This window comes from Rhodococcus maanshanensis NBRC 100610 (assembly GCF_001894865.1).
GTDB lineage: Bacteria > Actinomycetota > Actinomycetes > Mycobacteriales > Mycobacteriaceae > Rhodococcus_G > Rhodococcus_G maanshanensis.
In genome coordinates, this window is record NZ_BCXA01000013.1 from 46,480 (window position 1) to 67,331 (window position 20,852).

Here is a 20,852-nt window from a genome sequence, read left to right on the forward strand (position 1 = left end):
CGAACGCTACGCCGCTAGATCGTGATCCACGTGGCGTGTGCGCGGCCGAGTTCGCGGCCGTCCGACCCGTACGCGGTGGTCGCGGTCCACACCTTGCGACGTTCGGTGCCGAGGAACTCGCCGAGGACGACGCAGTCCTCGTCGGGTTCGGGCAGCGTCGAGACCAGCCCGGTGATCGAGCCGAGCACCATCGGCATCTTGTCGTGTGCGGTCCACGCGCCGGGGCAGTCGAGTGCGGCCCACACGAACTCCGGCTGCCCGGCGATGTCGGGCTCGACGTGCCAGACGCACGCGGAGCGCCCGTCGCCGAGCGGCCCGGAGAACAGCCGCAGGCCGTCGCCGCGGTCGCGGGCGCTGCCGCACACGAAGCAGCGCGGGAACGGGTGAGCGACGTGGCCGGGGAACCGCTCGGCCGCCGCCCGCGCGGCGGGCAGGTCGACCGCGAGCACCCGCGGCAGCTCCTCCCCTCGGGCGGCGAGCCGGGCCTCGACGATGGCGCCGTCGGCGTCCTGCGCAACGGAGCGACCGTCCGCGGTGGCCACATCCATCGGGGTGTCGAGCGGCGGCGGCCGGCGCAGCGAGACGGTGACCGGTCCCGGGTCGAGGGTGGCGGCGAGCAGGCCGGCGACGTAGCCGCCGTTGCCGGAGTTGTCCGGGCCGTTGAATCGGCTGGGTATCAGCAGAGTCATCGTTGCCTCCCTCGGGCGGCTGCGCCGCCCGTGCGCGGTTGATGAGTCCAGGGGACTCGTCAACCGCGCACAGGCGCGAAGCGCCTACTTGCTGTAATCGTAGAAGCCGCGGCCCGACTTCTTGCCGAGGCGACCGGCCTCGACCATCCGGCGCAGCAGCGCGGGCGGGGCGTAGTGCGGCTCGGCGAACTCGGCGTACAGCGACTCCGCCGCGGCCAGCGTGACGTCGAGGCCGACGGTGTCGAGCAGCGTGAGCGGGCCCATCGGGTAGCCGCAGCCGCCCTTCATGGCCGCGTCGATGTCCTCGGCGGTGGCGTAGCCGGACTCGAGCATCCGGATCGCCGACGTGAGGTACGGGATGAGCAGCGCGTTGACGATGAAGCCCGAGCGGTCCCCGGCCTGCACGGTGGTCTTGCGCAGGGTGTCCTTGGCGTAGTCGGTGACCGCCTTGGCGGCCTCGGGGGAGGTCACCAGCGTGGAGATGATCTCCACCAGCGGCATCACCGGCACCGGGTTGAAGAAGTGCACGCCGACGACCTGCTCGGGGCGCTGGGTGGCGCCCGCGACCTTGATGACGGGGATCGAGGAGGTGTTGGTCGCCAGGATGCCGGACGGCTTGACGATCTTGTCGAGCTTGCCGAAGATCTCGTACTTCAGCGACTCGATCTCGGGGGCGGCCTCGATGACCAGGTCGCGGTCCGCGAACTCCTCGATGTCGAGGGTCACGCGCACCCGCGCGATCGCGGCGTCCGCCTCCTCCTGGGTGATCTTGCCCTTGGCGACGCCACGGCCGATCGACGTCGCGATCCTGGCCTGGGCGGCGTCCGCGAACTCCTGCTTGGTCTCCAGGACGAGAACCGAGCTCCCGGCCTTGGCGCACACCTCTGCGATGCCGGCACCCATGGTGCCGCCACCGATCACTCCGACTAGCTCCACTGTCATCTCCAAACGCGTGTCGGTCGTCTTGTCTCGGGGGTCATTCTGCTACCCGCGGGTAGCGGCCTCGGCGCCGGACCGCAGCTGGTACTTGAGGATCTTCCCGGTCGGGGTGCGCGGTAGGTCCGTCGCGAAGGCGATGTCCCTCGGCACCTTGTAGCCGGCGAGCAGGCCGCGGGTGTGCGCGACGAGCTGGTCCACTGTCGCCTCGGCGCCGGGCCTGAGCAGCACGAATGCCTTGGGCCGCTCACCCCACTTCTCGTCGGGCACCCCCACGACCGCGACGTCGGCGACCGCCGGGTGCGAGACGATGGCCTGCTCCACCTCGACGGTGGAGATGTTCTCGCCGCCGGAGATGATGATGTCCTTGGCCCGGTCCTTGAGCTGGATGTAGCCGTCCGGGTGCATGACGCCGAGGTCGCCGGTGTGGAACCAGCCGCCCGCGAAGGCCTCCGCGGTGGCCTCGGGGTCCCGGTAGTAGCCGAGCATCACGTTGTTGCCGCGCAGCACGATCTCGCCCATCGTCTCGCCGTCGGCAGGCACGTCGCGCATCTGCGGATCGACGACGCGTGCCGTCTCGGCCTGCAGCATGCCGACGCCCTGCCGCGAGATCAGCACCGCGCGTTCCTCGGGCGAGCACTCGTCCCAGGACTCCTGGTACTCGCAGATCGTGTACGGCCCGTACACCTCGGTGAGGCCGTAGACGTGCACGACCGTCGCGCCGAGCGTCTCGAGCTGCCCGATCACCGTCGGGGACGGGGGAGCCCCCGCGGTGGTGATCCGCAGCGGGGTCGCAAGGGGGTGCGCCTGCGGCGCGTCGGCGATGGTCGAGCACACGGTCGGCGCGCCGCACAGGTTGGTGATGCCGAGCGTGTCGATCGCATCCCAGATGGCGTCGGCCCGCACCGCGCGCAGGCACACGTGGGTGCCGCCTGCCGCGGTGACAGCCCATGGCGTGCACCACCCGTTGCAGTGGAACATCGGCAGCGTCCACAGGTACTTGGTGTCACCGGTGAACCCGTTGTGGAAGGTCTCGCCGAAGGAGTTCAGGTAGGCCCCGCGGTGTGAGTACATGACGCCCTTGGGTTTTCCCGTGGTCCCCGAGGTGTAGTTGATCGCGATGATCCGCTGCTCGTCGTCGACGCCCCACACCAGCGGCTCCTGCACGCCGTCGACGGTGCGCAGGAAGTCGTCGTAGAGGGCGGTGGCGACGCCGGTCACCGGGTCGGTGACGGTGATGGTGGAGTCGGGGATCTCGACGATCTCCTGCACCGACGAGACCAGGTCGCGGACTGTGGTGACCGAGCCGAGGAACTCCGAGTCGACGAACAGGATGCGGGTGCCGGAGTGCTCGAGGATGTATTCGAGCTCGGGCCCGGCCAGCCTCGAGTTCAGCGCGATCAGCACACCCCCGGCCAGCGGCACCGCGAAATGCGCCATCAGCAGTTCAGGGGTGTTCGGCGAGAGGTAGGCGACCCGGTCGCCGGGGTCGATCCGCTCGCGCAGCGCGTGCGCGAGCTGCTCGACCTCCGCCGCGAACTCCCGGTAGGTGTAGTGCCGGTGGCCGTGGATGATCGCGGTGCGGTCGGGGAAGACCGCCGCCGAGCGTTCCAGGAAGCGCAGCGGGCTGAGCTCGGAGTGGTTGGCGGTCGGGGTGGTGGGCATGCGGCTACCTCGTGTGACGGGGCTTACAGACGGTTGCCGACGACGCTATGGCCCACTCGCGCGCGGCCGCTACCCTACAAAGTGGGTATGTGCTGATGAACGACGTGATGAGACCGAGCGACGAGGACGCGCTGCGCGGTGAGCTGCGGCTCCTGCGCGGTCGCACGCCCTTCCCCGTCCTGTTCGCAGGCGCCGTCGAGAACGGCCGGATGCGACTGTCCGGGTTCGCGGGGACCCGCAGCGCGGTGTTGCGTGGCCTGGTGATCGACGCCCGCTGTGGGCTGGGCGGCCGCGCCATGGCCGAGCAGCGTCCCGAGGCCGCCGCCGACTACTTCAACTCCAGCCACATCACCCACGACTACGACGTCCAGGTCGCCAGGGAGGGCATCGAGTCCCTGCTCGCGGTCCCGGTCGTCGTGCGCGGTGCCACGCGGGCGGCGATCTACGGAGGCCTGCGATCGAGACAACCGATCGGCGACGTGATGGCGGGCGAGGTGATGCGGTCCGCGACCCGGCTGGCGCGGGAGATCGAGATCCGCGACGAGGTGGACCGCCGCGTCACGATGCTCGCCAACGCAGGTGCGGGGCCGGGGGCGCACCGACGCGGCGCGGCGGCGTCCGAGCGGATCATCGAGAGCTACCTCGCGCTGCGCGACCTCGCAGGAAGGGTCGCCGACGAGGCGCTCGGCGCGCAGCTGCGCGCGGTCGAGGAGACCCTGCGGTCGCTGACCGCAGGCGGTGCGGATCCGTCGGTGACACTGTCCGCGCGCGAGTTCGACGTGCTCTCGTATGTCGCGCTCGGCTGCCGCAACGCGGAGATCGCCGATCGCCTCTCGCTCAGTGTCGAGACGGTGAAGACCTACATGCGCAACCTGATGGCCAAGCTCGAGGTGGGCAGCCGCCACGAGGCCGTTGTCGAGGCCAGGCGCCGGGGGCTGCTGCCCTGACGAGCGCCCTCCGATCCGTGAGGCGCGCTTTCCGATGAACCGTTCGAGCCCGGGCACGAGAGCATCTCCGTTCTTGACAGAAACTGTCACATTCGTAGATGCTGTCAATCGGCGATTCAATCGCATGTATCGCCTCGGCGCGGTCGGGCCGGTTTCGGTGTGGGAGAAAGGCGTTGTCCATGTCGCTTCGTGAGAGGCAGCGGCTCCAGGTCCGTGCGGACCTCCAGCGCGCCGCGTTCGAGCTGTTCGCCAGGGACGGCTTCGATGCCGTGACGACCGAACAGATCGCGGCGGCCGCGGGGGTGTCGCCGAGTACGTACTTCCGTCACGTGCGCAGCAAGGAAGACCTGCTGCTGGAGCCGGTGCACGAAGGTGGTGCAGGCATCGTGGCGCTCGTGGAACAGCGGCCGGAATCCGAGCCGGCCGACGTGGCGCTGGCGCGGGCGATCCTGTCGCGCTCGACCACCCTCGGCGCATCGGAGATCGATCGCTGGCGTGCGGCCTTCCGGACCGCGCCCCACCTGATGGATCGCGTCACGCTGATCGCGCCCGAGCACCGGGCCAGGCTCGTCGAGCTCGTCGCACAGCGAATGGGGCGCGATCCCGAGGTCGACAGTCGCCCAGGTCTTCTCGTGCACCTGATGCTCGCCGCCGCGGAGTTCGGCTACCGCCAGTGGATTCGCAGTCCACGCAACCGCGGGGCATCGCTCCCGGTCTGCGTCGAGGGGGCGCTCGATGCGGTGCTGCACCCCCGATGGGGCATGGCGGATGGCAATGAGGGCAAGGGAGTCGAAAGCTGATGATTCGCATGATGATTCCGACGAACAAGTACTCGGGGGTGGCGAAATGACACAGTCGACCGAAAACATGTCCGGCGGCGCGGACGAGGTCGTCGACCTGGTCGTGGTGGGGTCGGGTGCGGCGGGGATGGCCGCGGCCATCACCGCGGCGAGGCACGGGCTCACCACGGTGATCGTGGAGAAGTCGCAGTTCTGGGGCGGCTCGTCCGCCCGGTCGGGCGGCGGGGTGTGGATACCGGGCAATTCGGTGTTGCGCGGCCAGGCGCCCGCCGACGACAGCGAGGCGGCGAGCGCGTACCTGACGAGCATCGTGGGGGAGGACGCCGACGCGGATCGCATTGCCGCGTATGTGGATCACGGGCCCGAGGCCCTGGACTTCCTGATCGACAACTCGGCGCTCGATCTCGAATGGGTGCGGGACTACTCCGACTACTTTCCGGAGGCGCCGGGAGGCCGCGCCACCGGGCGTTCGTGCGAGCCTGCTCCGTTCGATGCGCGCGCCCTGGCGGACGAGGACCTGGCCACCCTGCACCCGCCCTACATGAAGGCGCCTCTCAACGTCGTCGTCCAGCAGTCCGACTATCGGTGGCTCAGCACCGGCCTGCGAAGCTGGCGCGGACCTGCGCGGATGCTGAAGGTGGGTGCTCGGTCGATGCTGGCCAAGGCACGCCGACAGAAGCTGCTCGGGCTCGGCCCGGCCCTGATGTCGCAGTTGATGATCGGCGTGCGCGACGCGGGCGTGCCCGTGCGGCTCGACACGGCGATGACGGACCTGATCACCGACGGAGACCGGGTGGCCGGTGTGGTCGTCGAGCACGGCGGAACCCGATCGCGCCTGCTCGCTCGCCGCGGGGTCGTGCTGGCGTGCGGCGGATTCGACAACAACGGTGCGATGCGGGAGAAGTATCACCGGGCACCCAGCAGTCCGGAATGGACCATGGGCGCCCCCACCAACACCGGCGACGGGATCACCGCCGCGCTCGAGTCGGGCGCGGCGATCTCCTACATGGACGACGCCTGGTGGGCCCCGTCCATCCCGCTGCCGAAGGGACCGTGGTTCGCCCTCGCCGAGCGGTCGCTGCCGCGCAGCCTCATGGTCAACGACCGGGGGCAGCGGTTCATGAACGAGTCCCTTCCGTATGTCGAAGCGACCCATGCGATGTTCGGCGGTCCGTACGGGCAGGGCGACGGTCCGGCCGAGAACCTCCCGGCGTGGCTGATCTTCGACCAGACCTACCGGAATCGGTATCTGTTCGCCGGTGTCCCCGCCCGCAGGCCGCTACCCCGATCCTGGCTGCGATCGGGCGCGATCGTCACCGCCGGGACCATCGCCGAGTTGGCGCTCGAGATCGGCGTGCCCGAGCACGCCCTCACGGAGACGATCGAGCGGTTCAACGCCAACGCGCGTACTGGCACCGATCCCGACTTCCACCGCGGGGAGAGCAGGTACGACCACTACTACGGCGACATCACCAACAAGCCCAATCCCAGCCTCGGCGAGCTGACCAAGGCGCCGTTCTACGCCGCGAAGATGGTGCCGGGAGACCTGGGAACCAAGGGCGGCGTCAACACCGACAGCGCCGGCCGGGCGCTGCGCGAGGACGGGTCGATCATCGAGGGGCTCTACGCCGCGGGCAATACCAGTTCGCCCGTCATGGGCCACACCTACGCCGGTCCAGGCGCGACCATCGGACCCGCGATCGTGTTCGGCTACCTCGCGGCCCTCGATGCCGTGGACCGCTCGCCAGGGGGCACGGCCTAGGGCATGTCTCCTAACCCGCGTGATCGCAGCACCAGTGGTCGACCGTTGCCGTCGGAGAGTCGGTGGATGCTGGTGCCGAGTCCACCGCGAGACCGTCCGAGCGCGTGATCGACAGGCTCAGTGCGCAGGTTCGTGCAATTCGACAGATCCCCCGGGCCTGTCCGTTTCGTATCCTCTCAGCATGCACCGCTACGAGCTTTTTGCCGACTACTTCCAGTTCTACTTGCAGGACGAGGCCACCGACGGGGACCTGTCCGACGCCTGGACCGACGAAGCGGTCGCGCGCATGCTGGCCGTGGGCGACGGCGCGGTGGGCGTGGGCACTGCGCGCAACATGGACGTCCCGGTCACGGTCGAGCTTCTCGATGCCGAGCCTGCGCTCGACCTCGCGGACTGGGACCATGCGACCGAATGCAGCCTCCAGGTCCGGGGCGACAAGCTGGTGATCGCCGGCTGCACCGACTACTTGCCCGATGCAGCCCGCATCCCGATCGCGCCCGGAAGCTACCGCGTGCGCGTGTACTACGGCGGGCTCGACACCCTGTCGGAAGACGGGCTCGAGGGCGACGACCGCTATCACCTGCGCCTGTGGCCCGCGGCCCCGATCGCGCCGCAGGTGCTCAAGCAGCGCGCGCCCTAGCCGCCGGTTCCGGCGCCGGAGTGCAGGTTCTTCGCGGTGGGTGAGGTCGGCACCTGCTTGGCATCCGGGTAGGTGCGCAGGACCCGGTCGGCGGTGCCGGAGGTGGTCACGGTGAACCAGTAGTGCTCGTTCTTGTAGTGGTGCTGGCGGTGGTTGAGCCAGATCGCATGGTAGACACGGGACTTCGGGCGGTAGTCGCTGTGGATCAGGTAGTGCGTCCACTCGTACACGAGTCCGATCGCACCGATCACGGTGAGGAAGGTCAGGGCGAGGCCCGGTCGCGGGAAGGCGAGTGCCGCCAGCACGGCCAGCGTCGGGATCAGCCAGACCAGGGTCTGCCAGGGGATGAAGATCAGTGGCACGTCGCGCGGGTCCGCATGGTGCTCGCGATGGCTCCTGGCGAGCAGGGAGTCGAGCGTAAGGCCCGCGACGGTCTTCGGTCGCCAGTGCAGGATGCAGACGTGGATGGTCCACTCGACGAACGGGAACGCGGCAAGCATGACGACCGGCAGCACGGCGTCGCTCAGTTGCCAGTCGCCGACCACGAGGCGGCCGCCCAGGGCGGCCACCAGGATCGCCGAGATCATCCAGGGGGAGGGGTGTCGCCAGAATTCCGTTGCGGCGGTGCGTAGATCGACGGGCTTCCTGCCGCGCGCGGGTCGTGTGGCCGTACTCATCTCGTTCCCTCCAGGCTGTCGATGATGGTGCTGATCGCGGTGGTGCCCAGTTCCAGGAGCTCGACGGCCAGGCGCTCCGCGGCCTCCTCGTCCCGCGCGGCGATGGCGTCGGTGAGGTGGATGTACGCATCCGTTTGGCCCACTTCGGCTTTCATCACCTCGCCGAGGGCGGCCATGGTGGGTTCGTAGGCCTGGCGCAGGCTGTTGAAGATCAGGCGGAAGGCGATGGAGTCGGCGCCGTCTACGACGCATTCCCAGAAGGCCAGTGCGTGCCGCTGCATCGCGACGGGGTCGGCGTCCGTGTCGAGTGCGTGCACCGCATCCCGCATCTGTGCGACGAGTTCGGCCCCCGACCGGGCGGCCGCCAACCGGGCGACCTGGGCGCCGATCATGGTGCGGGCCTCGAGGACGCTGCGCACCACGGCCCAGTCGGGCTGCCCGTCACGGATGAGGAGCCTCGGCAGCAGTTCGGGGCCGCCGTGGCGCCGGAAGTCCCTGACCGAGGTCGAATCTCCCTGCCGCACCTCGACGAGGCCGGAGTGGGCCAGCTTCTGCAGCGCCTCCCGGACTGCGGGCCGCGAGACCCCGAGCGCCTCCGCGAGGTGGCGCTCGCTCGGTAGCGAATCGCCCACGGCGAGCTCGCCGCCGAGGACGCGGGCGGTGATCTGTTCGAACACGGCTCCTGACGCGGACTGCCGCACGATCGGCTCGAAGGTCATGTGACCGACGCTAGGCCGTAATTGGTCAGTGGTCAAGTGGTAAGACCAGTTACCAATCGCCGGCGTCCCGGGCCTCGCGGTGGTCTCGCCGATGCCCTAAACTAAGCGCTCGCTTAGAATCACTCAGAAGGAGAACGTGATGGGGATCCTGGACAGGTTCAGGCTGGACAACAAGGTCGTCGTCGTGACCGGGGCCTCGTCGGGATTGGGTGTGGCCTTCGCGGTCGCCTGCGCGGAGGCAGGCGCCGACGTCGTGCTCGCGGCCCGTCGTGTCGACAAGCTCGAGCAGACGGCCGAGCTGGTGCGCAACACCGGCCGGGAGGCGCTGTGTGTGTCGACCGATGTCGCCGATCCGGATCAGGCCCAGCACATGATCGATGCCGCCATGGAGCGCTTCGGTCGGGTGGACGTGCTGGTGAACAACGCCGGGATCGGTACGGCGCACCCCGCGACGCGGGAGACCCCGGAGCAGTTCCGGCAGGTGATCGACATCAACCTCAACGGCGCCTACTGGGCGGCGCAGGCCTGTGGCCGGGTGATGACGCCGGGTTCGGCCATCATCAACATCTCCAGCGTCCTCGGCCTGACCACCGCGGGGTTGCCGCAGGCCGCGTACGCCGCGAGCAAGGCGGGGCTGATCGGACTGACCCGCGACCTGGCCCAGCAGTGGGGCACCAGAAGGGGCATCCGGGTGAACGCGATCGCGCCCGGCTTCTTCAAGTCGGAGATGACCGATTCCTACCAGGACGGCTACCTCGACAGCATGGGGCCGCGGTTGGTCCTCGGCCGGATCGGTGACCCGGAGGAGCTCGCCGCCACCCTCGTCTGGCTCGCCTCGGACGCGGCCGCCTATGTCACCGGGCAGACCATCCCGGTCGACGGCGGACTCACGATCACCTGATCGGGCCGCGGCGCGGTGCCCGGGTCACACCGCATCACCGCTGCGGAACGGTGTCGCGCAGGCCGTCGTGTGTCGTCTCGGTCCGCACCCGGCCGTCGTGACCGAGCTCGACGCGTCCGACGTGCGCGCCGTCCTCGGACAGGATGGTGGCCGCGGTCGCGCGCCCCTCGGGCAGGATGCGGGCGGTCACCGTCCCGCCCGTGGCCTCGTCCATGACGTCGATCACCGTGGAGTGCAGTTGCGACACCAGGGCTTCCGGTCCGTCGCGCAGTCCGCCGTCGTCGAGGAGGATCACCTTGGCCCCGCGCCTCCTGGCCGATTCCACGGCGCGGCTGACACCCTCGTCGGCCGCGAGCACCGGGGCGCGGAGGGTGTCGCGCAACCGCTCTTCCACGAGTCCGCATTCGACCCGGGACCCGGCGTCGAACTCGCCCCCGGTGGCGGACCGCTCGAGGAGCGGCCGGGCCAGCAGGTCCAACCGGGTGAGCTGGGTATCGCGTTCGCGCAGCACGGCCTGGGTCGTCGCCTCGTCCGCGGCCCGCTCGGACTCCTGCTCGCGTAGCCTGAACACCGCGTACCCGATGGGCCGGACGGTGACGGCGAAGATCACCGACATCAGCACCGGCGCCAGGTTCAGAGACTCCAGCCGGATCCCGGTGGCCCAGCCCTGACCGGTCGCCTCGCTCCAGATCCCGCAGGTGAGGACCATCAGGACCGCGCCGGCGCATGCGTGAAAAGCCCTGCCGCGCACCGACATATACGTGAGCACCGCGGTCACCGCGCGCAATTGCCAGGTGTCGTCGATGGTCCAGCCAGGCACCGGCAGCTGCCACAGCACCAGCGCGCACGCGATCGGTCCGACGGCGGTCAGGGCCAGGGTGTGAGCCCTCGGCAGGGGGTCGCCGGGAACCGCGATGATCACCACCGCCGCGGCCGTCAGCAGGGCGGCCGCCAACACGATGGGCCACACGCGCCGCACCCCGTCGAGGTCGGTGAGCGCACGCAGGGTGAAGCTCAGGCAGAACAGCGCGACGACCACCCGCGCGGCCGGGCGGTCCATGCCGAGCAGCTCGCGCACGTCGCGCGACGGGGTGCCGGTCATGCCGCCGCCCACCGCAGTGTCACCTGGGTGCCGCGCTCGGGGGCCGACCGGATCTCCGAGCTGCAGCCGGCGACCGCGGCCATCCGCGCCCGGATGCTCACGCCGATCCCCAGGCGGTACGGCGGGACACGGTCCGGGTCGAAGCCGCGCCCGTTGTCGGCGACCATCACCCGCAGGCCCGGCGCGGCCACGTCGACGACCACCAACCGGTCGGCGGCGCGATCCGGATGGTCGGCGTGCCGCAAGCTGTTCCGCAGCGCCTCGGCCGCGGCGGTGGCGATCGCGCGGACCGCCTCCCTCGGGACGATCAGGGACGCGATCCGGACCTCGACGTCGATGGGGATTCCCCCGTCGACGTCGACGAGGGCGGTGCGGATCATCGCGACCGCCGCGTCGATCTCGAGGTCCTCGGTGGCGGCGTCGCTGGTCCGTAGCCGATCGAGTTCGTGCAGCGCTATGCCGGACTGTTCGCTGAGGTGCTCGGTGTTCCCGTGCCGGGAGATGCCGAGCAGTGTCGACATGACCCGGTCGTGGATGAGCGCGTCGAACCGCTTGCGCTCCACGTCCGTTGCCGCGATCGCGGCGGTCGCGGCGGACTGACGTCGCGCGGTGACGACGGCGCGGTCGAGGGTGCGACCGGTCTCCACCGCGGTGATCGTCGCGAGGACGAAAAGGCTGCAGAACATCACGAGATTGAAGGTGTCCAGCAGCAGCGAACCCGTAGGAGCCTCCCGGGAGACGTGACGGAGTTCCTCCGCCAGGCAGGCGCTGACCACGAGGTAGAGCACGCTCGGCGCCGGACGCCAGCCGAGGGCCGCGGCCATGGTCACCAGGCCGGGGAAGGTCGACAGCCATACGTCGCGGGTCGGCGAGAGCGAGCCCTGCAACGCAACCAGCCAGCCGAGCCCGGCGACCAGGTAGGTGCCCGCGGCGAGCGCACCCATTCGGTGGATCCACCGCAGGTCCGGGGCGAAGCTGGCCGGCCACAGGGCGAGCAGCGGACCGAAGACGATCGTCACGGCGAGCGGCGTCCACCACGGCGCGAGCACCCGGGACTGGGCGACGATCGAGGGGATGAGCAGCACACCGAAGAACAGTGCGCCCGCGCTGAGGAAGCGGGCGAAACTCCGGATGATCCTGGCCTCGGCACTGTCGATCGAGCTGCCGTGCACCGTCATTCGCGTGGTTCCCGCCGTGGCGGCATCACAGTTCGTCGAGCGAGATCAACTCGTCCTGCACGGCGCGGGCGACGAGCGCGGCCTTGGTCGGAGCGGACCGACCGACCTGGTTGTACTTGGCACGGATGCGGGCGAGATGGGTGTTGACGGTGCCGACGGACAGGTACAGGTCGGCGGCGACGGTGTTCTTGGAGTCGCACTGCAGCCACCGGAGCAGTACCTCGACCTCGCGCGGCGACAGCGCCGGGCGGCGCAGGGTGCGCGGTTCCTGTCGCGCCGCAGGGGCATGCGCATGGTGGTGCTGTTCCTCGACTGCGGCTCTCATGTCACGACCCCCGGACGTACGCGGCTGGCCGAGGGCCCGACCCCTCGTAGCGGGCCCTCCTTGCGGATCGAGGCTATGGGGTGCGACGTGATCTGCCGAGACGGCAGTTTCCTGCCCGTGAAACGAGGGGCACGGTTAGCTGAGCGAAGCTTCGGCCCCCGCGGGGTGGCCGTCGTGGTCGAACTCGGTGCGTCGAACCAGGTCGGCGCTGCTGGCGAGCATCGTTGCCATCGTCGAACGACCGGGCGGCAGCACGCGCACCGTGACCGCCCCGTCGGTGGCCGCGGCGAGCTCGGCCGCCACCGTGCCGAGGAACCGGTCGGGCGCTCCGCCCGCGTCGTCGACCGCACGGTCGTCGAGCAGGACGACCTCGACGCCCCTGCCCCGGGCGGCCCGTGCGGCGGCGGCCACGACGGGTCCGGAAAGGCCAGGGGCGCGCAGAATGTCGCGCAGGTGCGCCTCGAGCAGCCGGCAGGCGATCCGCTCGTCCTCGTCGAGGTCGCCGCCGGTGGCGATCCGGTCGAGCAGGGGCCTGGCCAGCTCGTCGAGACGCCGTAGCTGCCGGTCGCGTTCGTCGAGCACCGCGGAGTCGGCGGCCTCGGCGGCGATGCGCCGGACGGTCTGCTCACGGAGCGCGAAGATCTCCTTCGCTGACGGGCGGACCGTATAGGCGACGAAGGTGGCCATCAGCAGTGGCGCCATGTTGATCGCCGACATGCCGAGGCCGTAGCCGGCGCCCTGCCCGGTGCGCATCGCCCACAGCACACAGCTGCCGAGCATCGCTGCCATGCCGAGCCAGCCGAGCGCGATCCGACCGCGCACGCACATGTAGGCCAGGATCGCGGTTCCCGCGCCGAGCGGCCAGGTCTGCAGCAATCCGTCGACCGGGACGGGAACCACGGACAACACCAGGTTGAGCGCGATCGGACCGGCGAGTGCCAGTACCACCGCCGGGCGGAACGGCAACGGGTCTCCCGCGATCCGGACGAGGGTGATCGCCCCTGCGCTGACGACGAGCCAGGCCGCCAGCTCCGCCCACACCGCACCTGGTCCCGGGCTCGAGCTGAGGGAGACCAGCAGGAAGGTCAGCACATAGGCGGCGACGAGCGCTTTCGCCCCGCGCGTGTGCAGCCCGAGCAGCTCGCGGACGTCCCTTGTTCCGCCCGCGTCGGTCACGACGTGCTCCAGGCCAGGTGGACCCGGGTGCCCGCCCCCGGCGCGGTCTCGATCCTGGCGAACCCGCCGTCGAGCTGACGCATCCGCCCGTGGATGCTCACGGACACCCCGAGTCGGTGTGCGGGCACCGCGGTGGGGTCGAAGCCCCGGCCGTCGTCCGCGACCAGGACGGCGATCCCGGTTCGTGCCACCGCGACCTCCACCGAGCGGGTGGCGGTCTCGCCCGCGTGGCGCATGCTGTTGCGCAGCGCCTCGGCCAGTGCCGCGGCCAGAGCGCGGGCCGTATCGGCAGGGATGGTGAGAGTCTGTGCGCCATCCTGCCTTTCGGCCCGCAGGGCGACTCCCTCGTCCACCTCGGTCGCCGCGGCCCGGAGGAGGGAGAGGGCCTCCTCGCCGCCGAAGTGCTCCTGCGTGCCCTGGTCGTCGCGCAGGGCGTCGAGCTGGCGGAGCGTCGTGGTCGCGAGGCGGCTGACCGCGGGCGTCGCGCCCTGCCGCGACGCGGCCAGCAGGGTGGACATCACGCCGTCGTGGATGAGGGCGTCGAACCGTTCCCGTTCGACGGTGCGGGCGCGACGCGCGGCCGCGGCGGCCGCCGCGGCATGGGTTGAGTCGGTGGTGGCATCGAGGACCCGGCCGGTGCGCAGTGCCATCACGGCCGCGCCGACGAAGAGGGTGCAGAACATGATGGCAAACGCGATCTCCGGGAGCAGCAGTTCCCTTGGGGCGTCCTCGTGTGCGGCGAAGTTGACGATCTGTACGGCGACGCACCCGATCACCAAGTGCGCGAACATCAACCATGTCGGCCACGTAGAGACGACCGCGAGGCTGGCCAGACCCGGGAAGGTGGCCAACCACAGGATCTCGCCGCTCGGGAGCGGTGGGCCGTTCCAGGCCAGGGGCCAACTGAACACAGCGAGCAGGAAGGCCATCGCCGCCACACCGGAGGCGATCCGCATCGGTCGGGTGTCGCGGCGAAACGACAGCGCACCGGGCAGCAGCCCCGACCCGTACACGACGACCACGATCACCGGAGTCCACCAGGCATCCATCCGTGGCGCCATGGATGTCACGGCAGGCAAGAGCAGGATCAGGTAGACGGCGTAGCCGGCGCTGATCAGCCGCGCGACCAAGCGCGAGATGTGATCGGTCGACTCGCGGCGCGGACCCTCCGCCGGTGTTGTCACTGGCGGCCGGGGTGCAGCAGCGGTGGTGGCAGCCACCCGTCCTCCACCGCCCGCTTGTACAGATCGGTCTTGGTGCGGGCGGGCCTGCCTGCCTCGGCGTACTTGGCCCGGATCCTGGCCAGGTAGTCGTTGACGGTGTGCGGGGCCAGGCCGGTCAGACTGGCGACGCGGGCGGCCTTCTCCCCAGAGGCATAGAGCGCGAGCACATCTCGTTGCCGTGGACTGAGGCCGACGTCCTGCAGGCCGGGGTCTCCGTCGATGGCGGCGGCCCATTCGGTGGTCACCACCTGCTCGCCGTTCGCGGCGGCGGTGATCGCGGCGACGACGGTCGCGGTCGGCTCCGATTTGCGCAGCACGCCGAGGACCCCGGCCTTGGCGGCGAGCCGTACCAGGTAGGGATTCTCGGCTCCCGTGAACACGAGCGTCTCGAGTCCGGCGGCCCGTAGTTGCTCCACGTTCGTCTTGGGGGACGAGCCGTCGGAGAGTCGAAGGTCGAGGATCACGAGATCCAGATCGGCGCCGACCGCGAGCAGTTCGGGCACGGTGGGTGCCGACGCGACGATGACCAGGTCCGGCTGATCGGCCAGCATGGCCTCGAGTCCCATCACGACGGATTCGTGGTCCTCGACGATGCCGACGCGTCGCGGGCCCGGTCCGGCCACTGGGAGATGGTCTGCGTTCGACGGATTCTCGGTCAATGCGCTCCTCGCACCGGGGGTTCTCGGCACCGTGCCCAATGCGGTATCGGGCAGGCCGGGGACGACGTTAACAGCCGGCCTCGACGCTTGTGGGCCCGACCGGCATTCACCATTCCATGCGAAGTGAAATTACGTTACGTATTGGATTCGAGAGGCGGTATCCGCCGAATGAGGGACAACAGTTTTGGGGGCGCGTGTAACGGATACCCGCTGGTAGACGATGGATCTGTCTCGTTCAGTGGGTTTAAGGAATGGCGTCTGGACAACTGTTCAAGATCATTTGGACGGATGACCTGAAAGCGCACAAATGCCGCGCGGCGTTGTGATAAACACATGCAATCGCGAACCGGTCACCGGGTCTGACAGGCCTCACCGGCGAACCTCTTCGCGATGTCGAGACCCTCTGAACGAGCACGGATGTCCGAAACCGAGCCCACTCGACTGGGCGCACGTAACCAGATCCGATCACAACTCTCCCTGACCCCCTGTGGGGGTCCGACGAAAGCTGAGCTCTTACATGAACAAGCAGACCAAGGGCGCCATCGCCGCAGGCGCGGCCGCACTCCTCCTCGCCGGTGGCGCGGGCACCATGGCCGCCTGGAACTCCTCGCAGACGGTCGCCGGCGGCGCGGTCAATTCCGGTACCCTCTCGCTGACCCAGAACGGCTCCCCGGCCGGCTGGAAGGAAAACGGCAACCCCGTTGACATCACCACCTTCAAGGCTGTGCCTGGCGATGTCATCACCTACAACGCCAGCTTCAAGGTCGGCGCCGTAGGTAAGAACCTCAACGCCACCCTGACGGCCGACACCTCCACGATCACGGGCGACGCCGCCCTCATTTCGGCACTGGCTCCGAGCACCGTCGTGACGAAGAACGGTGCGCCGCTTGCCGGTGGTGCTATCACCGAGAGCAACAACAACGACATCGTCGATGTTGCGGTGACGTTCACCTTCAACAATGCCACCGCCGGTACCACCGCCCAGGGTGCGGCCGTCAACCTGGCCAACTTCAATGTCAAGCTGCAGCAGAACAGCTAGTCAGGAGTTGCCTGCTCACCTCGGATGAGCAGCCTCTGGCACGTCGGTCGCCGGCCCGATCCCGGGCCGGCGACCGACGCCCTGCAGGTTCGCGGTGACCACACGTCGAGTGACCTGCGTTCGCCGCGTCGGCACAGCCGCACACATCAACGACTTCCCCGCGCCGTGGCGCCCCGTTATGCAGAGCAGGAAAGGCACGCCAAATGTCTCGTCATGAGGTTTCGAGTTCACCGTCGGGGCTGGGTGCCCGGGCACGATCTGTGATGACCGGAAGCAAGCCTCGCGCGATCGCGTCGCTGGGGATCGTGTTGGGCCTCGGTGCAATCGGGACGCTGGCGGCCTGGAGCGACACGGCGACGGCGACGTCGGGTGTGTTCTCGACGGGGTCGATCGATCTGCAGCTCAATGGGCAGCAGGGCAATCCGGGTGCGTACGCGTTTGCGACGTTGACGAAGACCGGGATGATGCCGGGTAACAGTGTGGCGGCGACATTGCCGGTGCAGAACACGGGTTCGACGGCGTTCAACTACACGATGGCGGCTGCGGCGACGTCGTCGGTGTTGGCTCCGCACCTGAAGGTGACGGTATCGACGGGTACCTCGAACGGGACCGTGTGCAGTGGTGGCACGGTGATTGCGAACAATGTGGCTCTGGTGTCGGGTGGCAGCGCGAACCTGATCGCCACCCCGCGTCCATTGGCAGCGACGACGGGTGCCGAGACGTTGTGCTTCCAGGTGACCTTGGATCCGGCGGCTCCGACGAATGTGCAGAACCAGACGGTGAACACCTCGTTCAACTTCAACGCGACGACGGCGTGAGCGCGTCATGACCACTCAAGGAACTCCGATGAAATCGGATCGTGGACGGACCGGTCGTGAGATCGCACTGAACGTCGGCGCAATCGCCGGTCTGATCTGCGTTCTTGCGGCCGCCGCATCGTTCTTCTTCGGTATCAAGCCGCTGATCTTCCGGTCGGGCTCGATGTCCCCGGAAATCACCACAGGTTCGCTCGCCCTCTCGCACAATGTTCCCGCGTCCGACCTCGCGGTCGGCGACGTGGTCAGCGTCCTCAATGAGCAGGGCACCCGAATCACCCACCGCGTCAAGGAAATTGTTTCGTCCAACGGAGACACCTCGGTGCTGATCCTCAAGGGTGACGCGAACAAGGACGCAGATATCTCCCCGTACACCGTCGCCGAGGCAGACCGGGTGTTCTTCAGCCTCCCGGGCCTCGGCTACGCGGTGGCGTGGCTGTCTTCGCCGCTCGCGATCTTCCTCGGCGGTGCGTTCGTAGGTGGGCTCATGGTGGTGGCGTTCCGTCCCGCTTCGGGGCGCAGGGACGACGATGAGGATTCGGGCACCGGCGGCGGAACTCCTGGTGCGCACGAGGAGATCGAGCAGCCGGTTACGCACGCACACAGCGAGTTCGAGGCGCCGACCGAACAGTTCCACACGCCGCGCTTCTCGCTGCGTAGTCGGATGCCTGCGCGGACCCTGATGGCCGCAGGCGCGCTCGGCCTGACCGCGTTGGTCGGGATGACCGCAGGAACCAGTGCGGCGTTCACCGACACCGCCGGCGCCGCGAGTTCGTTCGCCTCGCGGAGCACCCTCGTCCCGGCGCCTCAGTACCTGGGCTGTTCGACCTGGGGTGGCAACAGCGGCCAGACCCTGAGTTGGAAGCACCTCGGTCCCGGATACACCTACCAGGTGCAGCTGATCAACGCGTACAGCAGTACGGTGGCACCGTCGATCCCGGCGAACAAGGGCGATACCGTCACCCTCAACATCAGCACCTACAACAACATCTACAAGACCGCAGCGACTTCGTACGTCGAGGTCCGGACCATCCGCAACGGCGTGACCGGCACGTCGTGGATCGGCGAACGTATCTATTCAAGCACTATTTGGAGCGCCTGGTGCAACGGCGCCCACACCGGCGGCGGCGACCAGACGTCGTTCGCCGCCCCGAGTGGCGGCGGCACCGACACCATGGCGGCACGGATGGCCGCGCCCGCCCCGTCGACGACGGCGCCGAGCACGACCACGGCGACCTCGACTACGGCGACCTCGACCACGGCCACCTCGACGTCCGCGGCCCCGACCACCACGAGCACGACCACGCCGAGCACGAGCGCGGCGGCGGCCACGACCACCACTACAGCGCCGACCACGACCACCGCCGCGGCCCCGACCGCCACGACGGCACCGACCACCACCCCGGCCGAAAAGTCGACGACCACAGCGGAATCCACAACCACGACACCGGCTCCGGCCACGACGACCGAGGAGGTCGCTGCGGCCCCCGAGGCCCCGTCGGGCGAGTTGGCCATGGGGAACGCCTCGGCATCGGGCAAGTACGCGGCCGCGGTGAGCGGCACATCGGCGACGATCACCGACAAGTCCGGTGCGCAGGTGTTCAGCACCACGGTCGGCAAGAAGGCGGTCGTGCAGTGGGCGGCCGACTCGGACCAGCTTTGGATCGTCGACGGCAGCAAGCTGTCCGTCGTGGACGCCGCCACGGGTTCCCAGAAGGACGTCGACCCGTCGTCCGCCGCGGTGCCGGCCGAGGTCGCAGCACTGGTCGCAAAATAAGAGACCCAGAGTCATGTTGCCGTATTCCTCTGCCCTGCAAGGGGTCCGACGAAAGCTGAGCACGAGATGAACATGAGGACGAAGGGGGCGATCGCAGCTGGGGCGGCGACCGTCCTGCTCGCCGGGGGCGCGGGCAGCATGGCTGCGTTCACCGGCGGCGGCGGGATCGGCGGCGGAGGGGTGGGCTCGGGCAGCCTTGCCCTGACCCAGAGCGGCACGCCGAACTGGAAGGACCAGCACGGCTCGATCGCCATCACCGACTTCCGAGCGGTGCCCGGCGACACCGTCACCTACATGGGGAGCTTCAAGATCACGGCAACGGGCACCAACCTGCGGGCAAACCTCGCTGTGGATGGTGCCAGCATCACCGGCGACCCTGCGCTCAAGGCCGCGATGACCACTTCGGTCACCGCGACAATCAACGGGGCATCGCTTCCGTCGGGCGCAGGGGGCGCGGTCATCACCCCGGCGCAGAACGGGAAGATCGTTGACGTGAAAGTGATGTTCACCTTCCAGCCGACGACCCCGAGCGCCGTCGCGCAGACCGCACAGATCAATTTGTCCAACTTCAACGTCACTCTGAAGCAGGTGTAGTCGCGATGTCGAACAAGACTCGTTGGTTGGCAATCGGCGGCGCCGCTGTCGTCGGGGTTGCGCTGATGTCGGCCCAACAAACAGGCGCGCTGTGGAGCAAGTCGGTAGCCGTCGGTGACGGTGCCACGATTCACTCGGGCATCCTGGACCTGTCGGTTGGCCAGGGCGGCACGACCGACTATCCATTCACCGCTCTCGCAGGGGCGAACCTGATGCCTGGCGGATACGCCCAGGCGCCGGTGCCGATCCACAACTCCGGCAACGTGCTGATGAAGTACAGGCTGCAGAACGCCGCACAGTCCTCGACCGCCATGCCGATGACGCTCACCGTCTCCGCGGTCGCATCCGAGGCCTCCTGCCCCGCGCAGGGTGACCCCGCCGGTGCCACTCAGCTCTACAACGGCCCGATGATCGGGGCACAGGCACCGACCGCGCCGCAGTGGCGCTCGGTGGAGCCGGGCGCCGGCGAGGTGCTGTGCATGCGTGCCACCATCGGGGCCGACGCGCCGCACAGCGCCAGCACGTCGGTGACGTTCACGTTCGCGGCCGAATCCCGATGAGCCATGCGGTGCAGGGCGGCGACCAGGACACCAGCCCGTGGGGGTGGGTCAAGAGCATCGTCTCCTGGCTGCTGCTCCTGGTGGTCGTGGCGATCCTCGCGCTGACAATCGTCATCCCCCGACTGACCGGGTCGACGCCCTACACCGTGCTCACCGGCTCGATGCGGCCCACCTACCCTCCCGGCACGCTGATCGTGGTCAAGCCGCAGGATCCGGCTCAGCTGACGGCGGGCGACGCGATCACCTTCCAGAAGGAGTCCGGGAACCCCGAGGTGGTCACCCACAGGATCATCATGGTGCGGCAGAACTCTCAGGGTCAGACGACCTTCGTCACCCAGGGCGACGCGAACCCGTCGCCGGACAATCCCATTGTCCCGGAGCAGGTTCGGGGCAAGGTCTGGTACAGCGTGCCCTACATGGGGTACGTCAACAGCCTGATCACGGGCAAGCAGCGGGCGCTGATGATCACGATCGTGGTCGGCGGGCTCTTTGTCTATGCCGGCTTCATGTTCGTCGGGGCCATCCGGGAACGGAGCCGGCCCGGCGACGATGAGCCCGACGTCGACACGGACGACGCCGATACCGTCGTGCTCCAAGCCGTGGATCCCGGCGCCGCGGTACCAAGGTCTGGCCACCGTCGAACACATGGCGGATCAAGTCGGTGACGC

The 20,852-nt window shown here is 69.0% G+C and carries 21 protein-coding genes and 2 pseudogenes; 11 read left to right on the plus strand and 12 right to left on the minus strand.

The window, feature by feature from the left end:
• Positions 1-14: 14 nt before the first annotated feature.
• From RM1_RS07225 to RM1_RS07235, 3 genes are all read right to left on the minus strand, one after another.
• A complete protein-coding gene (locus RM1_RS07225) occupies positions 15-689 on the minus strand; it encodes a hypothetical protein (RefSeq protein WP_072750663.1) in 675 nt (224 codons plus the stop codon).
• 84 nt (positions 690-773) lie between these two features.
• Positions 774-1,625, minus strand: coding sequence for a 3-hydroxybutyryl-CoA dehydrogenase (locus RM1_RS07230; RefSeq protein WP_027503663.1), 852 nt, complete (start codon positions 1,623-1,625; stop codon positions 774-776).
• 48 nt (positions 1,626-1,673) lie between these two features.
• Complete coding sequence (locus tag RM1_RS07235) at positions 1,674-3,290, minus strand: long-chain-fatty-acid--CoA ligase (RefSeq protein ID WP_072750664.1); 1,617 nt, start codon at positions 3,288-3,290, stop codon at positions 1,674-1,676.
• A 95-nt stretch (positions 3,291-3,385) separates the two neighbouring features.
• On the opposite strand from RM1_RS07235, the gene RM1_RS07240 reads away from it, so the two are divergent.
• The 3 genes from RM1_RS07240 (at position 3,386) to kstD (ending at position 6,799) form a co-directional block, all read left to right on the plus strand.
• On the plus strand, positions 3,386-4,237 hold the full coding sequence (locus tag RM1_RS07240) for a helix-turn-helix transcriptional regulator (RefSeq protein WP_072750744.1): 852 nt from the start codon (positions 3,386-3,388) through the stop codon (positions 4,235-4,237).
• Positions 4,238-4,416: 179 nt separating this feature from the next.
• Positions 4,417-5,037 (plus strand): TetR/AcrR family transcriptional regulator, encoded by a 621-nt coding sequence (locus RM1_RS07245; RefSeq protein ID WP_072750665.1) that lies wholly within the window; start codon positions 4,417-4,419, stop codon positions 5,035-5,037.
• Between the two features lie 46 nt (positions 5,038-5,083).
• Positions 5,084-6,799, plus strand: a complete 1,716-nt coding sequence (gene kstD / locus RM1_RS07250; RefSeq protein ID WP_072750666.1) for a 3-oxosteroid 1-dehydrogenase — start codon at positions 5,084-5,086, stop codon at positions 6,797-6,799.
• A 32-nt stretch (positions 6,800-6,831) separates the two neighbouring features.
• Here the strand turns inward: kstD and RM1_RS26085 are convergent.
• A pseudogene (locus tag RM1_RS26085) lies at positions 6,832-6,918 on the minus strand (IS5/IS1182 family transposase); the annotation flags it as partial.
• A gap of 62 nt (positions 6,919-6,980) precedes the next feature.
• Here RM1_RS26085 and RM1_RS07260 point away from each other — a divergent pair.
• On the plus strand, positions 6,981-7,439 hold the full coding sequence (locus tag RM1_RS07260; RefSeq protein WP_072750667.1) for a hypothetical protein: 459 nt from the start codon (positions 6,981-6,983) through the stop codon (positions 7,437-7,439).
• On the opposite strand, the gene RM1_RS07265 is transcribed toward RM1_RS07260, so the two are convergent.
• Both RM1_RS07265 and RM1_RS07270 read right to left on the minus strand, forming a co-directional pair.
• Positions 7,436-8,116 (minus strand): sterol desaturase family protein, encoded by a 681-nt coding sequence (locus RM1_RS07265; RefSeq protein ID WP_072750668.1) that lies wholly within the window; start codon positions 8,114-8,116, stop codon positions 7,436-7,438. The genes RM1_RS07260 and RM1_RS07265 overlap by 4 nt on opposite strands.
• Positions 8,113-8,835 carry a FadR/GntR family transcriptional regulator gene (locus tag RM1_RS07270; RefSeq protein ID WP_072750669.1) on the minus strand — a complete coding sequence of 241 codons (723 nt, stop codon included), beginning with the start codon at positions 8,833-8,835 and terminating at the stop codon, positions 8,113-8,115. Before RM1_RS07270 ends, RM1_RS07265 begins: the two co-directional genes overlap by 4 nt.
• Before the next feature lie 139 nt (positions 8,836-8,974).
• On the opposite strand from RM1_RS07270, the gene RM1_RS07275 reads away from it, so the two are divergent.
• Complete coding sequence (locus RM1_RS07275; protein WP_072750670.1) at positions 8,975-9,736, plus strand: SDR family NAD(P)-dependent oxidoreductase; 762 nt, start codon at positions 8,975-8,977, stop codon at positions 9,734-9,736.
• A 34-nt stretch (positions 9,737-9,770) separates the two neighbouring features.
• Here RM1_RS07275 and RM1_RS07280 read toward each other — a convergent pair whose 3' ends face one another.
• From RM1_RS07280 to RM1_RS07305, 6 genes and pseudogenes are all read right to left on the minus strand, one after another.
• Positions 9,771-10,838 (minus strand): DUF8320 family protein, encoded by a 1,068-nt coding sequence (locus tag RM1_RS07280; RefSeq protein WP_072750746.1) that lies wholly within the window; start codon positions 10,836-10,838, stop codon positions 9,771-9,773.
• Positions 10,835-12,016 carry a sensor histidine kinase gene (locus RM1_RS07285; RefSeq protein ID WP_083576578.1) on the minus strand — a complete coding sequence of 394 codons (1,182 nt, stop codon included), beginning with the start codon at positions 12,014-12,016 and terminating at the stop codon, positions 10,835-10,837. Before RM1_RS07285 ends, RM1_RS07280 begins: the two co-directional genes overlap by 4 nt.
• 25 nt (positions 12,017-12,041) lie before the next feature.
• Positions 12,042-12,272 (minus strand): annotated as a pseudogene (locus RM1_RS07290) (LuxR C-terminal-related transcriptional regulator); the annotation flags it as partial.
• Positions 12,273-12,476: 204 nt separating this feature from the next.
• On the minus strand, positions 12,477-13,517 hold the full coding sequence (locus tag RM1_RS07295) for a DUF8320 family protein (protein ID WP_083576580.1): 1,041 nt from the start codon (positions 13,515-13,517) through the stop codon (positions 12,477-12,479).
• Positions 13,514-14,737, minus strand: coding sequence for a sensor histidine kinase (locus RM1_RS07300; RefSeq protein ID WP_245816116.1), 1,224 nt, complete (start codon positions 14,735-14,737; stop codon positions 13,514-13,516). Before RM1_RS07300 ends, RM1_RS07295 begins: the two co-directional genes overlap by 4 nt.
• Positions 14,698-15,363 carry a response regulator gene (locus RM1_RS07305; RefSeq protein ID WP_072750671.1) on the minus strand — a complete coding sequence of 222 codons (666 nt, stop codon included), beginning with the start codon at positions 15,361-15,363 and terminating at the stop codon, positions 14,698-14,700. Before RM1_RS07305 ends, RM1_RS07300 begins: the two co-directional genes overlap by 40 nt.
• Positions 15,364-15,916: 553 nt before the next feature.
• On the opposite strand from RM1_RS07305, the gene RM1_RS07310 reads away from it, so the two are divergent.
• The 6 genes from RM1_RS07310 to RM1_RS07335 all read left to right on the plus strand — a co-directional run bounded on the left by RM1_RS07310 (position 15,917) and on the right by RM1_RS07335 (position 20,849).
• The gene (locus RM1_RS07310) at positions 15,917-16,438 is read left to right on the plus strand and encodes an alternate-type signal peptide domain-containing protein (protein WP_072750672.1); all 522 of its coding nucleotides are present in this window, start codon (positions 15,917-15,919) and stop codon (positions 16,436-16,438) included.
• Between the two features lie 263 nt (positions 16,439-16,701).
• Entirely contained in the window at positions 16,702-17,256 is a 555-nt protein-coding gene (locus tag RM1_RS07315) for a SipW-dependent-type signal peptide-containing protein (RefSeq protein ID WP_072750673.1), read from the plus strand.
• A 28-nt stretch (positions 17,257-17,284) separates the two neighbouring features.
• Positions 17,285-19,030, plus strand: coding sequence for a signal peptidase I (locus tag RM1_RS26595; protein ID WP_072750674.1), 1,746 nt, complete (start codon positions 17,285-17,287; stop codon positions 19,028-19,030).
• A gap of 72 nt (positions 19,031-19,102) precedes the next feature.
• Positions 19,103-19,624: an alternate-type signal peptide domain-containing protein gene (locus RM1_RS07325; RefSeq protein ID WP_245816118.1), complete on the plus strand. Its 522-nt coding sequence runs from the start codon at positions 19,103-19,105 to the stop codon at positions 19,622-19,624.
• Between the two features lie 5 nt (positions 19,625-19,629).
• Positions 19,630-20,184, plus strand: coding sequence for a hypothetical protein (locus RM1_RS07330; protein WP_072750676.1), 555 nt, complete (start codon positions 19,630-19,632; stop codon positions 20,182-20,184).
• Positions 20,181-20,849 (plus strand): signal peptidase I, encoded by a 669-nt coding sequence (locus RM1_RS07335; protein ID WP_072750677.1) that lies wholly within the window; start codon positions 20,181-20,183, stop codon positions 20,847-20,849. The genes RM1_RS07330 and RM1_RS07335 overlap by 4 nt, the downstream gene beginning before the upstream one ends.
• Positions 20,850-20,852: the final 3 nt, after the last annotated feature.

Bases quoted from the DNA above. Each gene is read 5' to 3' on its own strand.
- RM1_RS07275 (WP_072750670.1), top strand. From the start codon at position 8,975: ATGGGGATCCTGGACAGGTTCAGGCTGGACAACAAGGTCGTCGTCGTG.
- RM1_RS07260 (WP_072750667.1), top strand. From the start codon at position 6,981: ATGCACCGCTACGAGCTTTTTGCCGACTACTTCCAGTTCTACTTGCAG.
- RM1_RS07265 (WP_072750668.1), bottom strand. From the start codon at position 8,116: ATGAGTACGGCCACACGACCCGCGCGCGGCAGGAAGCCCGTCGATCTA.
- RM1_RS26595 (WP_072750674.1), top strand. From the start codon at position 17,285: ATGAAATCGGATCGTGGACGGACCGGTCGTGAGATCGCACTGAACGTC.
- RM1_RS07315 (WP_072750673.1), top strand. From the start codon at position 16,702: ATGACCGGAAGCAAGCCTCGCGCGATCGCGTCGCTGGGGATCGTGTTG.
- RM1_RS07285 (WP_083576578.1), bottom strand. From the start codon at position 12,016: ATGACGGTGCACGGCAGCTCGATCGACAGTGCCGAGGCCAGGATCATC.
- RM1_RS07270 (WP_072750669.1), bottom strand. From the start codon at position 8,835: ATGACCTTCGAGCCGATCGTGCGGCAGTCCGCGTCAGGAGCCGTGTTC.
- RM1_RS07235 (WP_072750664.1), bottom strand. From the start codon at position 3,290: ATGCCCACCACCCCGACCGCCAACCACTCCGAGCTCAGCCCGCTGCGC.
- RM1_RS07330 (WP_072750676.1), top strand. From the start codon at position 19,630: ATGTCGAACAAGACTCGTTGGTTGGCAATCGGCGGCGCCGCTGTCGTC.
- RM1_RS07325 (WP_245816118.1), top strand. From the start codon at position 19,103: ATGAGGACGAAGGGGGCGATCGCAGCTGGGGCGGCGACCGTCCTGCTC.
- RM1_RS07280 (WP_072750746.1), bottom strand. From the start codon at position 10,838: ATGACCGGCACCCCGTCGCGCGACGTGCGCGAGCTGCTCGGCATGGAC.
- RM1_RS07240 (WP_072750744.1), top strand. From the start codon at position 3,386: ATGAACGACGTGATGAGACCGAGCGACGAGGACGCGCTGCGCGGTGAG.
- RM1_RS07225 (WP_072750663.1), bottom strand. From the start codon at position 689: ATGACTCTGCTGATACCCAGCCGATTCAACGGCCCGGACAACTCCGGC.
- kstD (WP_072750666.1), top strand. From the start codon at position 5,084: ATGACACAGTCGACCGAAAACATGTCCGGCGGCGCGGACGAGGTCGTC.
- RM1_RS07335 (WP_072750677.1), top strand. From the start codon at position 20,181: ATGAGCCATGCGGTGCAGGGCGGCGACCAGGACACCAGCCCGTGGGGG.
- RM1_RS07310 (WP_072750672.1), top strand. From the start codon at position 15,917: ATGAACAAGCAGACCAAGGGCGCCATCGCCGCAGGCGCGGCCGCACTC.
- RM1_RS07245 (WP_072750665.1), top strand. From the start codon at position 4,417: ATGTCGCTTCGTGAGAGGCAGCGGCTCCAGGTCCGTGCGGACCTCCAG.